This window comes from Paraburkholderia sp. SIMBA_054, assembly GCF_046534875.1.
Lineage (GTDB): Bacteria > Pseudomonadota > Gammaproteobacteria > Burkholderiales > Burkholderiaceae > Paraburkholderia > Paraburkholderia hospita.
On sequence record NZ_JAWRXV010000004.1, the window covers coordinates 1 to 12966 of the forward strand.

The window sequence follows — 12966 nt, forward strand, 5'->3', positions numbered from 1 at the left end:
GCCTACTTTTCTTTGCGGCGGCAAAGAAAAGTAGGTGCCGCCCCGCACAGGGGCAACGCGTGAAGCACGAAGGCAAATCGCGGATGCCAGCGAAAACCCAAAGCCACCAAACCAGCCGCGCCACGAAGGCAAACCGCAGGAGCCAGCGCAAAGCCAAATCAACCATCTCAAGCGTCGCAGACAAAAACAACCATCTACTCCCGCTTAGATAAAACATTCACATGCGACCGCCGAAGCGTGAGCGTCAACAAACTCCCAAGAACCATACTCACAGCAATCCCGACCACACCACTCCCAGTCGACCCAGTCGAAGTCTGCAAAAACCCAATCACATACGGACTAACAACACCCGAAATCGACCCAACCGAATTAGCAAGCGCAATCCCACCAGCGGCAGCCGCCCCTTGCAAAACAGCCGGCGGCACAGTCCAAAACTGCGAAATCGTTGTAATAACACCCATAGTGCCAATCGTGAGGGCGATCATCGCCAGCACCGTCTGATGCGCATAGACGACACTCGCACACAACGCAATCGCGCCAACTACACCAGGCACCGCGAGATGCCAACGCCGCTCGCCATACCGATCCGAGCTACGCCCCACCAGCACCATCGTGACAGCAGCAGCCGCATAAGGCACAGCCGACAACAGCCCAATATTCAACGTCCCCGACACCCCCGAAGCCTTAACAAGCGAAGGAAGCCAGAAGCTCACCCCGTACAACCCCATCGTGAAGAAGAAATAAATCGCCGACAGCAACAACACACGCGGACTCGCAAGCCCATCGCGCAGCGAATGCAACTTATGGTGCCCACTCTCCGCCTGCAAATCAGCCTCGATCAACGCCTTCTCGTCATCGCGCAGCCACCGCGCATCGGACACCTTGTCGTCAAGATAGAAGAACGCAACGATCCCGACGATCACCGTCGGAATACCTTCCAGCAAAAACAGCCACTGCCAGCCGGCAATACCATGCGCGCCGCTCATCGAATGCATGATCCAGCCCGACAACGGACCGCCGATCACACCCGACATCGGAATCCCCGTCATGAAAAGCGCGGTCACCTTGCTGCGGCGCCCAGCAGGAAACCAGTACGTCAGATACAAAAGAATCGCCGGAAAGAACCCGGCCTCAGCAACACCCAAAAGAAACCGCACCACATAGAACTGCGTAGGCGTCGACACGAACATCATCGCCGCCGAAATCACGCCCCATGTCACCATGATCCGCGCAATCCATCGCCGCGCCCCCACCTTCAGCAGAATCAGATTGCTCGGCACTTCGAACATCAGATAGCCGACGAAGAAAATCCCCGCGCCGAGCCCATAGACGGCATCGCTCATCCCGAGATCCTGCAGCATCTGCAGCTTCGCAAAGCTGACGTTGATGCGATCGAGGTAAGCGCACAGATAGCAGAAGAACAGAAATGGAATCAGGCGCCATGCAACCTTCGCATAGACGCCCGCTCCCGAACGCTCCAGATACACGTCCTGGCTGATCGAACTCATGGGGATGTCTCCGTCGTGTTTTGATCGTTACCTGATTGCGGCGGACGGACATTGCATCTCGCCCGCCACGTCGTACTGCAATGAGCCGGCTTTAATCGAACATGTCAGGCTGCGTCTTCACCAACTGATCCCAGATGGTCTGGAAATGCAGCCAGCCGATGTATTCGCTGCCGACATGCTCGCGGCTATAGCGCGCACGCTCTTCCGTCACGAAGCGCGGCTTGATACCCGTCGACTCGATCATCAGTTGCTGCTGGCAGCAACGCTCGAGCGCAATGAACCAGAACGCAGCCGATTCGATGCTGTGCCGGCTCGCCGTCAGCAGCCCGTGGTTCTGGTGGATCGCCGCCTTCACGCCCTTGAAGGCATGTGCGACCTTGTGGCCCGCCTTCACTTCGACGGCCACCTGCCCCGCCTCCTCGCCGATCATGACGTGGTCTTCGAAGAATGCGGCAGCATCCTGGCTGATGGGATCGAGCTTCTTGCCAAGCGATGCGAACGCGGTGCCATACAAGGTATGCGCGTGACACATCGCAACGATGTCCTGATGCATCTCGTGAACGGCCGCGTGCAGCACGAAGCCCGCACGGTTGATCGCATAGTCGCCTTCGACGACATTGCCTTCGTGGTCCGCACAGATCAGGTTCGAGACCTTGACCTGCGAGAAGTGCACGGCCATCGGGTTCGTCCAGTAAAGCCCTGGATGCTCCGGGTCACGCACCGTCAGATGGCCCGCGAAGCCGTAATCGAAGCCCTGCAACGCAAACGCGCGGCAGGCGGCGACAAGACGCTCCTTCAGATACTGCCGATGCTGCGCGTGGCTCTCGAAGGTCGGCAGTTGCGGAAAGATCAGGCCGTCCTGCTCGGGCTGATAGATCGAGATGCGGCCCTTGAGGTCGATCGCTTTCGATGGGGCTTCCATCACTTCGGACATGTCGGCTCCTTTTGAACATGTGGACATTAGGTAAGCACATGGTCGTTCCCGCCGGTCGCGTTGACAAACGATGGTTGTTCATGAAAGCATGAATGACATTCACCTGAAGGGGAAACACATGAGGCGGATGCCGAATTTCGTGCTGCTGCGTTCCTTCGAAGCCGCCGCCCGGCTCGAGAGCTTCGCGCTTGCCGCGCAGGAATTGCATCTGACGCCGTCCGCGATCAGTCATCAGGTGAAAGAACTCGAGGAGTATTTCGGGCGCCCGCTGTTTCTGCGGCGCAACCGGCGCATCGAGCCCACGCCCGAGGCCGTGCGTCTGCTCGAAAGCCTGAGCCGTGTATTCGACGTCGTCGAGGCGGCATGCAGCGAGGTCATGCTCGCGCCCGATGCACAGGTGCTCGCCGTGCATTGCGCGCCGAGCTTTGCGGTGAAATGGCTCGGCCCGAAGCTGCCCGAATTCAACAAGGCGTATCCGCACATCACCATCCGCCTGTCGACGGGCGCCGAGCCGCTCGATCTCACGCGCGTGCAGGAAGTCGACGTCGAGATTTCGTACGGCAGCGCGCTCGATCGTCCCGGCATCGACACCGTGCCATTGGGCCGCGAAGCGATCGTGCCGCTCTGCTCGCCCGCGCTGCTCGGCGACGGCACGCCCGTCGCGACGCGCATGAGCGAGCTGACGCTGATCGATACGCAGCTGAGCCGCGTCACGTGGGCCGACTGGTTCGCGGCCAACGGGCTCGACATGCCGACCACGCCCCGCCCTTCGTTCGATCGCGCGGCGCTCGGCATCTCGGCGGCGGCCGACGGCATGGGCGTGGTGCTCGAAAGCATGCGGCTCGCCGAACGCGAAATCGTGCGCGGCGATCTCATCGAGGTGCGCAGCGACGCGTTCGTGCGCTTCGAGCGCGACACGCATTTTCTGTCGTATCGAAAGAACGAATTCCGCGTCGAGAAGGTGGCCGCTTTCACGCATTGGCTGCTGGAGCGCGCAGGTGTCGGAAAGGGCGAAAACGCGCCGCAGTAGGCATCATGGACACCAGGGCCGTGCCCGCGCGCCGCTAATTTTCTCCTCATTTGCGTGACGCATGATGTCGTCACAGCCAGCCAGGACCGCACAGTCGAGCTGGAAACAACGACATCGAGCATCAACGGCAATCAGGAGCAACCATGGACTTTCACCCGCCCTTTCTCGTCTTCTGCGCATTCGGCGCGAGCGTCATGATCGTTTCGGTTTTGCTCGCGATTGCCGCCGAAAAGATCGACAACTGGCTCGCGCGGCAAACGGAACGTGTTTCGAGCCGGCGTCCCGTCGTGGTTCGCCATGCGGAAACCTCGCATCTGCTGTGAGCAACGCGAAACGAAACGTATGATCGCGCGCCGCCACCCGGCTGCAGCGAAAGGATCATCGTCATGAAACGTCTGCATGCCATCGTCCCGCTCGCCGCGTTGCTCGCTGGCATCATCGCGGCGCCCGTCGACGCGAAGACCGTCAGCTATCCGCTCGAAAATGCCTGCCCTTTCGTCGCGAACCGGCCGGACCAGAATCCGTCCACTCGCGAGCGGATCGCGCACACGCCGCAAGGCGACATCGCGTATTACCGCTTCGGCCACGGCAGTCCCATCGTCCTGCAGACGGGCTTTCGAGCGACGCTCTCCGAATGGGACGCGGCCTTTCTCGCGGACCTCGCGAAACATCATGAAGTCATCGTCTTCGACAATCGCGGCGTGGGCCGCTCGCTGCCGACGGCGTCGAGCTTCACCGTGCAGGACATGGCAAGCGACCTCTCCGCGCTAATCGACACGCTGAAGCTGCGCGATGTGACAGTGCTCGGCTGGTCGATGGGCGGCGCAGTCGCCACGCAACTCGCCATCGACCATCCCGCGAACGTGCAGCGCGTCGTGCTGATGAGCGCGCCCGCGCCCGGCCGCCTCGGTGTGCCTCTCGCGCCCGACGTCGAAGCCACGCTGTCGGGCAAGCCGGGCACGACATTCAACGACGTGATGAAGGTCCTGTTTCCGCCATCGGCTGCGAAGGCTGCGGGCGAATGCTTCCGCAAGAACATGTTCGTGCCCGTCGGCTATGCGTCGCCGACCATCTCCGCGACCGTGACGGCCGGCCAGACGGCGCTGCTGCGCGCATGGGAACAGGACGATGCCGCCGCCGGCGCACTGCGCACCCTGCACACCGACACGCTGATCCTCACGGGCGACGACGACACCATCCTGTCGAAGCAGAACGCCGAAGCGCTCGCCCGCACGCTGCCCGACGCGCAATTGCTGGTGGTGCGCTCGGCGGGTCACGCGATGATGTATCAGTATCCGCATGCGCTGGCTTCGGCCATCAACCGCTTCATTACGCAGTCGCAGGCGCATCCCCGGCAGACGGCAAAAGCAGCGCAACTGCACGAGCAGGCGTAAGATCAAAAGCCTTCTTCGAGGCACAACGGCGCGTTCTGTTGCGACCCATCTGGAGGTGGCGATGACGAACGAAACCTGCCCTGTACGTCGTCTGCAGCTTCTGCTGCACGATCCCTGCCGCACCGACGCCGCACGCGAAGCGGCCAGACTCGCCGCCGAGCAGCTCGGCATGCAGATCAGCGGCGAGGGCCATGCCACGCTGTCCGCGCGTATGCCCGATGACGCATTCCGCCAGCTTTTTTCCTGTTCTTCCGGCACGAGCGGAACCCTTGCCGTGCCGGGCAGTCTCCAACCGTACGTCTCGTCGATCAGCGAAGCGCCGCAACATCTTTCATTCGAATAACCTGCATTCGTCTTGCATGTGACGGGGCAGCGCATACACGCCGATGCGCCGACTCCCGTCGACACAGGAGAAGAAACGATGAAGGCCTACGATCCCAAAGACGCGGCCGCGCGGCCCGCACGCGGCGACGCCGCCAATGAAGAACTCCGTGTTGCCGTGACGTTCAACCGGCCGGGCCAGGACATCGGGCCGACACGATTCGGCGCGCGCATGTCGACGGAAACGGTCTCCTCGTTCATCCCCGATCCCGCGCAAGCCGACCTCGCGCTCGCCGAACTCGCGCGGCGCGGCTTCACGCTGACGGGCCGCGGCTCGCTGTCGGCTTCGATGCGCTGCACGCGCGCGCAATTCGAAGCGGTGTTCCAGACACGCCTCAAGCGCATGAAGGCGCCCTGCGCGTCGGCGGCGCAGTTCAGCTCGGTGCTCTATCCGCCCGACGACGCGCCATGGAACCCGGACCCCGCGATCAAATCGCTGCTCGACGACGTCTATATCCAGTGGCCGCACATCTACATGGCGAGAGCGGCGAAAGCGGCAAAGAGCACGAAGGCGAAAAAGACCACGACAGCCGCAAAGAAGCGCCCCGCCACGAAGAAGCCGCACGAGGCCAGCGCGCCGTCCGCGACGCCGCCCGCCGTGCCCTACTTCCATCTCGCCGCGCCCGCCGACATCGCGCTCAAGCTCAACGCGACGCCCGTGCACCAGCAAGGCATCACGGGCAAAGGCGTGCGCATCGCGATGATCGATAGCGGCTTTGCTCACGGTCATCCGTACTTCAAGGCGCACGGTTATTCGTCGTCGATCGTGCTCGCGCCGGGCGCCACCGATCGCCGCACCGACGGCAACGGCCACGGCACGGGCGAGTCCGCGAACATCTTCGCGATCGCGCCGGGCGCGACCTTCATCGGCGTGAAGCTCGACAACGAAGCCGATCCGACCAGCGGCGCATCCGTGCTCGAAGGCTTGCAAGAGGCGCTCAAGCACGATCCGCAGGTCATCTCCGTGAGCCTCGGCTACGACCTGCGCGGCCCCGGCGACACGCCGCTGAAAACACTGCCGAATGGGCTCGTCGCGCTGGAGGCGGAAATTCAGGCCGCGGTGAAGCGCGGCATCGTGATCGTCTTCTCTGCGGGCAACGGCCACTATTCGTTCCCAGGCCAGATGCCCGACATTATTTCGGCGGGTGGTGTGTTCGTCGATCAGCACGGCGCGATGCGCGCGTCGGACTACGCGAGCGCGTTCAGGAGCCTGATCTACTCGGGCCGCAGCGTGCCCGACGTCTGCGGGCTGGTCGGCATGCTGCCGCACGCGACGTACATCTCGCTGCCCGTTTCGGCCGGTTGCGAGATCGACCGCGAAAACGCCGCCTTCGACGGCACCACGCCCAACGACGGCTGGGGCGTGTTCAGCGGCACGTCGGCGGCTGCGCCGCAGCTGGCGGGCCTGTGCGCGCTGCTGTTGCAGGCGGACCCGCACCTCTCGCCGGGCGACATCAAGGCGATCCTGCGCCGCACCGCGCGCGACGTGACGAAGGGCCACGCGAACCCGGCGAGCGATCCGAAGGGCGCGGGCGTGCCGGCGGGCGTCGGCGAAGACGGCGCGACGGGCGCGGGACTCGCCGATGCGCTCGCGGCAGTGAAGCAGATCTGACGCTTTCACGCGCAGACGGCGGTTCGTTCCGGAACGCCCAGCCGTCTGCGCGGGGCAGGACGCCGTGCCATACTTGCGGATCGTCCCGGCCCACATTCCAACGTAATGATCGTCCCTTCCGCTTCCATCGGCTTCAATCTCAATCTGCTCGACCGCCGCTCCGAACAACGCGACGACGAGGCCTTCATCGCCAGTCTGCACGACGCTCCCGCCGCGCGCTTTCTCGTCTTCGATGGCGACGTTCCCTTGCTCAAGCGCGGCGACACACACGAGCCATGGTTCGTCGCAAGCGAAGCTGCCGCGTTCGGCGAGCCGCTGCAACGCGTGTTTCTCGGCCAGGACAGCGACGGCAGCGGACGTTTCGCGCTCGGCTTCGCATCCGGTCTCGCGCAAGACGAAGGGCAATCGCAAGAAAAATTGCACGACCGCATCGATCTGCGCTCGATCGCTATGCAAGGCCTCGTCGCGCAAGAAATGCTCGGCGTGCTTGGCCAGGCCAAATCGATGTTCGACTGGCACCGCCGCCATCGCTTCTGCGCGAACTGCGGCGCACCGAGCCGCGCGACGGCGGCCGGCTGGCAACGCACCTGCGATGCGTGCGGCACGCGCCATTTCCCGCGCGTGGACCCCGTCGTCATCATGCTGACCATCGACGGCGAGCGCTGCCTGCTCGGACGCCAGCGTCAGTTCGCGCCGGGCATGTACTCGGCGCTCGCGGGCTTCGTCGAGCCGGGCGAAACCGTCGAAGACGCAGTGCGCCGCGAAGTGCACGAGGAAGCCCACGTGACATGCGCGGAGGTCGTCTATTTCGCGTCGCAGCCGTGGCCGTTTCCTTCGTCGCTGATGATTGGCTGCTTCGCGCGCGCCAGCAGCAAGGACATCGTCATCGACACCAACGAACTCGAAGACGCGCGCTGGTTCACGCGCGCCGAAGTCGCCGCGATGCTCGCGGGTACGCATACGGATAACCTGTCGGCGCCGAAGCCGTTCGCGATTGCGCATCATCTGCTGCACGCGTATGTCGAACACGGCGAAGCTGTGCTGCGCAGTTGACTCGCCAGTAGCCCTTCGTCTTTTTCACACCCTCGATGCGCCAACGCTCGTGCCACGAAAACCCGTGGCACCTGCAAACCTGTACGCGAACGTTCACGTTGACGTATAATACGGCTCTTCCTGACCGTATGGCAGCAGCATTTCCCGCATGTCCACCGAAGTTCCAACCGCCGTCACGATCGACGCCACGCTCCCTACGCGCGCTGCGGCGGTGTCGCACAGCAGCGCGGGCGTCCGCGGCGCGTAACCGCCATGTCAGCCGCACATACGCCGTTCATCGCCAGACGGTTTCGCGAGGACCTCTTCCCGTGGGCCATCGCGCTCGCCACCGGCCTCGAGTATTTCGACAACACGATCTTCTCGTTCTTCACCAGCTATATCGCGGGCGGCATCAATGCATCGACGGATGAACTCGTGTGGTCGTCGAGCGCGTATGCCGTCGCCTCCGTGCTCGCCATTCTTCAGCAGCAATGGTGGGTCGAGCGGGTCGGCTACCGGCGCTATATCGGCGGATGCCTGTTGTTGTTCGCGGCGGCATCGGCGGCGGCGGCGCTGAGCGAATCGTCGATTGAACTGGCCTTCGCGCGCGGCGCGCAGGGCTATTTCATCGGCCCGATGATGAGCGCGTGCCGCATTCTCATTCAGACGAACTTCCCGCCGCAGCGGCGCGCTTCGGCGGTGCGCGCGTTTCTTGGCATGATCCTGCTGGCGACCGCGCTCGCGCCGCTCGTGGGCGGCTATCTGGTCGCTTCGTTCGACTGGCGCGCACTCTTCACCTGCACGACGCTCGCGGCCGTCGGCCTTGCGCTCCTCGTGCTGCTCGTCGTGCCGCCTGCGGGCAAGCTGCATCCTGAAGCGCGCGGCGAAGCGCACTTCTGGCCGTATATGGTCTTTGCGTTCGCGCAGGGCGCGTTGCAGATCGCGATGCAACAGGTGCGGTTCGAACTGTTCTTCAGTTCGCCCATGCTGGTTGGACTGACGGCGGCGGGATTGCTGTCGCTCGGCTGGTTCGCGTGGCATCAATGGCATCAACCCGCTCCCCTCGTGCGCCTTCACGCGTTGCGCGAACGGACGTTCCAGACGGGCATCGCGCTGTACGTGATGTTCTACTACATCAGCAATGCGATGAGCTATCTGGTCTCGCGCTTTCTCGAAGGCGGACTTCGATATCCTGTCGAGAACGCGGGGCGGCTGGTCGGCCTCACATCGTTTGGGTCGCTGGTCGTCGCGTTCGTCTATTTCCGCGTTTCGCCCCTCATCAAACACAAGCGCTGGCTGATCGTCCCCGGCTTTCTGATCGCCGCGCTGATCGGTACCTGGATGGCGAGCATGCCGCCCGACGTCAGCATGCCGTGGCTGTTGCCGCCGCTTCTGCTGCGCGGCCTGCTGCTCGTGTTCATCGTATTGCCCGTCGCCAATCTCACGTTCCGCATCTTCTCGATCGAAGAGTACAACCACGGCTACCGCTTCAAGAACATGGTCAAGCAACTGACCTACTCGTTCTCGACAGCGACGATCATCATTCTCGAACAGCACCGTGAGGCCGTGCACGAGACACGCCTGACCGAGTTCGTAAATCCGTTCAATCCTGTGTTCCAGGACTCCTTCGAGAGCCTGACACGCGCATTCGAAGGGCTGGGTCATACGGCGGGCGATGCGAAGGGCCTCGCGCTCGTCGAGATCAGCCGCGTCGTCTCGCAACAGGCGAGCTTTCTGAGTTCGCTGGACGGCTTTTACTTCCTGATCGTCATCGCCCTTTGCGGCGGCCTCTTTGCGCTCTACCAGCGGCAAATCGATTGATCGCGTATTCTGCAAAGCGTCATCAACATCGATTGCAGATTTGCAGTGCGCAAGCTTGAAGAAGGTGCGCGGCGCGCACTGTGGAGCGTTTGACAAGTGGATACTCTCACCAACATGCGGATCTTCGCTCGCGTAGCGGAGGAAGGCAGCTTTACGGGCGCTGCGCAGCGCATGAACGTCACGGTGCCCGCCGTCTCGCGCGCCGTCTCTTCGCTCGAAGCCTATCTGCGCACGCGCCTGTTGAACCGCAGCACCCGCAAGGTCGTTCTGACGGAAGCGGGGCATCGTTACCTGCAGCGCTGCGAGCAGATTCTCGCCTTCGTCGATCAGGCCGAAGCCGAGGCCGCCGATGCGCAAGTCCGTCCCACCGGCCAGTTGCGCGTGCATGCGACGTCGAGCTTCGGTCAAACCTATGTCACGCCCGCTATCGTTCGCTACCGGCAGCGCTATCCGTCCGTCTCCATCGAATTGACGCTGTCGCAGCATATGCCCGACATCATCGACGAAGGGTATGACGTGAGCGTCCAGTTGAGCGTCGAGGAATTGCCCGATTCGAGCCTCGTCGCGCAGCGGCTCGGCACGGTGCATAGCGTGCTATGCGCAGCGCCCGCGTACTTGCGCGAGCACGGCATGCCGCGTGACGTTCATGAACTGACGCAGCACGCATGCTTCCAGTTCGTCTCCCCCGTCTATCCCACCGACCGCTGGTTGCTCGAAGGGCCGGACGGCATAGAGACCGTGCATCTGCGGGCCGGCGGTTTTCGCATCAACTCCGCGGACGGACTTGCCGTCGCGTTGAAGGAAGGCATCGGTATCGGCGCGGTGCCGATGTCGACGGCCGTGTCGGCGCTGCGAGACGGATCGCTCATACGCGTGCTGCCGGACTACCACTTGCAGCCGCTCTCGGCTTACGCGCTTTACACGTCGCGCCGCTATCTCGACGCGAAGATCAAAACCTTCGTCGAGTTTCTAAGGGACGAGATTCCGCAGATGCTCAGCGCGTCCGCGGCAAACCTGCGCGACATGAAGCAGGCGCACGCCGATGCGTGAGCGCTGACGCGTCGCTGCGGACTCAACTCTCCCAATACCCTTTCTGATTGAAAACCGCCGTGTAAAAGTCGATGAAGGTCCGCACCTTCGACGACACGGTTTTCTTTCGCGGATACACAGCCCATATCGCAGGCGCCGCGCGGGTCGGCTGAACGTCCCACTCCGGCAAAAGATGCACGAGCTTGCCGTCGCGCAGCGCGGCGCCGATCGCCCACGTCGGCAGCAATGCGATGCCGCGCCCTGCGAGCGCCAGCGCGATCAACGCCTCGACGTCGTCGACGCGCAGCCGGCCATGCAGTTGCACGGCCGCTTCCACGGCCTTTGCGCCGCGCGCACGATGAAAGAAAAGCCAGCGGTCGTCAGCCGCCAGCGGCGAGCGCAGCGCTGCATGCGTGGCGAGATCGTCGGGCGCGGCGGGCGTGCCGTTTTGCGCGACATAAGCCGGGCTCGCGCACACGATGCGCCGCTGCACCGCGAGCTGACGCGCCATCAATTGCGAATCGGGCAATACGCCGATGCGGATCGCGAGATCGATGCCGGAGTCGATGACGTTGATCGTGTCGTCGGTCATCACGGCATCGACGTCGATCTTCGGATAGCGGTCCATGAATTCGGGCAGATGCCGTATCACGTGCCGCAGTCCGAACGAGCGCGGCATCGTCACGCGTAACAGCCCGCGCGGCGACGTATTCAGCGAAGAGGTGATTTCGCGCGCATCGTCCAGCGTCTTGATGACGACGACGGCATGCTCGCGAAACACCCGGCCGCCTTCCGTCAGCACGAGGCCACGCGTGGACCGGTTGAACAGCGCAATGCCGAGATCGCGTTCGAGCTCGCTGACGTAGCGCGATACCGTCGACGTCTTCACGTCGATGCGATTCGCCGCCTTGCTGAAGCTCCCCAATTCGGCGGCAAAAAGAAATGCACGTATGGCAGAAAAGTAATCCATGTGAATGCCGCGTTCCGAATGAAAAGCCGCGCCCAGTGTATTGCAACGCCTCGCCCGAAGTTATCCCCTTTCTGCAAAGCTGATTTCCGGTCAGCGTGATTCTGTCACACGAATCGCGTCCCTATAGTTGACTCAACGCCGTTGCACCGGGCTCCAGTTGTGATGAGCCGCCGCGACGACGCTTCCCGCGCGAGAAGCGCTCACCCTCATTCAGGAATTCAGTCATGTTGGATAAGACCGCGCCGTCGACGCTGCAACTCGACGATCAAGCCGTGACACTCGACGCCGAGTACTTCGAATACACCTCGTCGGCCAATCCCATCGGCGCGAAGCTGATTTCACGCGTGCCGTACCGCACGTTTCCCGCCTCGCTGTACGACAGCGGGCCGACGCGCATGGTGCCGCTCGATCTGTCCGCCGAACTCGGATGCGACTATCCGGCGACGGGCCCCGGCCTGATGGCGAACTTCTTGCGCATCGTCGCGGGCGAATCGCTGACGGTCCATCCGAAGGCGACGTCGCAAGTGTTCTATGTGCTGGATGGCTCCGGCTCGGTCACGCAGAAAGACACGGCATTCCGCTTCGCACAAGGCGATTTCTTCTCGTTGCCGGGCGGCGCGCAGGCACTGCTGGCCGCCGATTCGACGGCGCGCCTGTACTACGTCAACGATGCTCCGCTGCTCGCTTACCTCGGTGTCGACGTGTCGCGTGCGCGCTTCCAGCCGACGCTCTATCCGGCTGCGCGCGCGAGAGCAGAACTCGAAAAGGTTGCGCGCGCACCGGGCGCCGCGCAACGCAATCGCGTGAGCGTACTGCTCGGCAACCGCCTGTTCCCGCAGACCCGCACGGTCACGCATTCGATGTGGGCGATGTTCGGCGTCGTCACGCCGAACAGCATGCAGAAGCCGCACCGGCATCAATCGATTGCCCTCGACTTCATTCCCGACTGCAAGCCGGGCGTCTATACGCTGGTCGGCACCGAAGTGGATGCGCAAGGCAATATCGTCGATCCCGTGCGCGTCGACTGGACGCCAGGCATGGCGTTCGTGACGCCGCCGGGCTACTGGCACGCGCACTTCAACGAATCGGACGACTTCGCGTATGTGATTCCTCTGCAGGATGCAGGCTTGCAGACCTATTTGCGTTCGCTGGATATCCGCTTCGCGAGTTGATATGACGTAATGGAGTTTCGGGCGTCGAAAAGCGCCCGAAACTCTGCAAGTCTTCTGCCAGAAACACGCCGAATAACCGCGCG

At 63.0% G+C, this 12966-nt stretch carries 13 protein-coding genes; 9 read left to right on the top strand and 4 right to left on the bottom strand.

Annotated elements, in window-relative coordinates:
• The 3 genes from SB822_RS05955 to SB822_RS05965 all read right to left on the bottom strand — a co-directional run.
• A partial coding sequence (locus SB822_RS05955) for a hypothetical protein (RefSeq protein WP_410854284.1) occupies positions 1-190 on the bottom strand: 190 nt, incomplete at its 3' end.
• A 4-nt stretch (positions 191-194) separates the two neighbouring features.
• The gene (locus tag SB822_RS05960) at positions 195-1508 is read right to left on the bottom strand and encodes an MFS transporter (protein WP_410854285.1); all 1314 of its coding nucleotides are present in this window, start codon (positions 1506-1508) and stop codon (positions 195-197) included.
• Between the two features lie 91 nt (positions 1509-1599).
• Complete coding sequence (locus SB822_RS05965; RefSeq protein ID WP_410854286.1) at positions 1600-2442, bottom strand: class II aldolase/adducin family protein; 843 nt, start codon at positions 2440-2442, stop codon at positions 1600-1602.
• 88 nt (positions 2443-2530) lie between these two features.
• On the opposite strand from SB822_RS05965, the gene SB822_RS05970 reads away from it, so the two are divergent.
• The 8 genes from SB822_RS05970 (at position 2531) to SB822_RS06005 (ending at position 10762) form a co-directional block, all read left to right on the top strand.
• Complete coding sequence (locus tag SB822_RS05970; RefSeq protein ID WP_410854287.1) at positions 2531-3472, top strand: LysR substrate-binding domain-containing protein; 942 nt, start codon at positions 2531-2533, stop codon at positions 3470-3472.
• A 143-nt stretch (positions 3473-3615) separates the two neighbouring features.
• Positions 3616-3795, top strand: coding sequence for a hypothetical protein (locus tag SB822_RS05975; protein WP_079488074.1), 180 nt, complete (start codon positions 3616-3618; stop codon positions 3793-3795).
• 63 nt (positions 3796-3858) lie between these two features.
• Entirely contained in the window at positions 3859-4866 is a 1008-nt protein-coding gene (locus tag SB822_RS05980; protein ID WP_410854288.1) for an alpha/beta fold hydrolase, read from the top strand.
• Between the two features lie 61 nt (positions 4867-4927).
• On the top strand, positions 4928-5209 hold the full coding sequence (locus SB822_RS05985) for a hypothetical protein (protein WP_007580786.1): 282 nt from the start codon (positions 4928-4930) through the stop codon (positions 5207-5209).
• 78 nt (positions 5210-5287) lie between these two features.
• Complete coding sequence (locus SB822_RS05990; RefSeq protein WP_079501059.1) at positions 5288-6859, top strand: S8 family serine peptidase; 1572 nt, start codon at positions 5288-5290, stop codon at positions 6857-6859.
• Between the two features lie 105 nt (positions 6860-6964).
• Entirely contained in the window at positions 6965-7912 is a 948-nt protein-coding gene (nudC, locus tag SB822_RS05995) for an NAD(+) diphosphatase (protein ID WP_007580790.1), read from the top strand.
• A 252-nt stretch (positions 7913-8164) separates the two neighbouring features.
• Complete coding sequence (locus SB822_RS06000) at positions 8165-9712, top strand: MFS transporter (RefSeq protein WP_007580792.1); 1548 nt, start codon at positions 8165-8167, stop codon at positions 9710-9712.
• A 96-nt stretch (positions 9713-9808) separates the two neighbouring features.
• Positions 9809-10762 carry a LysR family transcriptional regulator gene (locus tag SB822_RS06005; RefSeq protein ID WP_039900290.1) on the top strand — a complete coding sequence of 318 codons (954 nt, stop codon included), beginning with the start codon at positions 9809-9811 and terminating at the stop codon, positions 10760-10762.
• Positions 10763-10784: 22 nt separating this feature from the next.
• Here SB822_RS06005 and SB822_RS06010 read toward each other — a convergent pair whose 3' ends face one another.
• The gene (locus tag SB822_RS06010) at positions 10785-11711 is read right to left on the bottom strand and encodes a LysR family transcriptional regulator (RefSeq protein ID WP_007580799.1); all 927 of its coding nucleotides are present in this window, start codon (positions 11709-11711) and stop codon (positions 10785-10787) included.
• A 224-nt stretch (positions 11712-11935) separates the two neighbouring features.
• Here SB822_RS06010 and SB822_RS06015 point away from each other — a divergent pair, with 224 nt between their 5' ends.
• Entirely contained in the window at positions 11936-12883 is a 948-nt protein-coding gene (locus SB822_RS06015) for a cupin (protein ID WP_410854289.1), read from the top strand.
• Positions 12884-12966: the final 83 nt, after the last annotated feature.

Bases quoted from the DNA above. Each gene is read 5' to 3' on its own strand.
- SB822_RS05965 (WP_410854286.1), bottom strand. From the start codon at position 2,442: ATGTCCGAAGTGATGGAAGCCCCATCGAAAGCGATCGACCTCAAGGGC.
- SB822_RS05990 (WP_079501059.1), top strand. From the start codon at position 5,288: ATGAAGGCCTACGATCCCAAAGACGCGGCCGCGCGGCCCGCACGCGGC.
- SB822_RS06000 (WP_007580792.1), top strand. From the start codon at position 8,165: ATGTCAGCCGCACATACGCCGTTCATCGCCAGACGGTTTCGCGAGGAC.
- SB822_RS05985 (WP_007580786.1), top strand. From the start codon at position 4,928: ATGACGAACGAAACCTGCCCTGTACGTCGTCTGCAGCTTCTGCTGCAC.
- SB822_RS05970 (WP_410854287.1), top strand. From the start codon at position 2,531: ATGAATGACATTCACCTGAAGGGGAAACACATGAGGCGGATGCCGAAT.
- nudC (WP_007580790.1), top strand. From the start codon at position 6,965: ATGATCGTCCCTTCCGCTTCCATCGGCTTCAATCTCAATCTGCTCGAC.
- SB822_RS05980 (WP_410854288.1), top strand. From the start codon at position 3,859: ATGAAACGTCTGCATGCCATCGTCCCGCTCGCCGCGTTGCTCGCTGGC.
- SB822_RS05960 (WP_410854285.1), bottom strand. From the start codon at position 1,508: ATGAGTTCGATCAGCCAGGACGTGTATCTGGAGCGTTCGGGAGCGGGC.
- SB822_RS06010 (WP_007580799.1), bottom strand. From the start codon at position 11,711: ATGGATTACTTTTCTGCCATACGTGCATTTCTTTTTGCCGCCGAATTG.
- SB822_RS06015 (WP_410854289.1), top strand. From the start codon at position 11,936: ATGTTGGATAAGACCGCGCCGTCGACGCTGCAACTCGACGATCAAGCC.
- SB822_RS05975 (WP_079488074.1), top strand. From the start codon at position 3,616: ATGGACTTTCACCCGCCCTTTCTCGTCTTCTGCGCATTCGGCGCGAGC.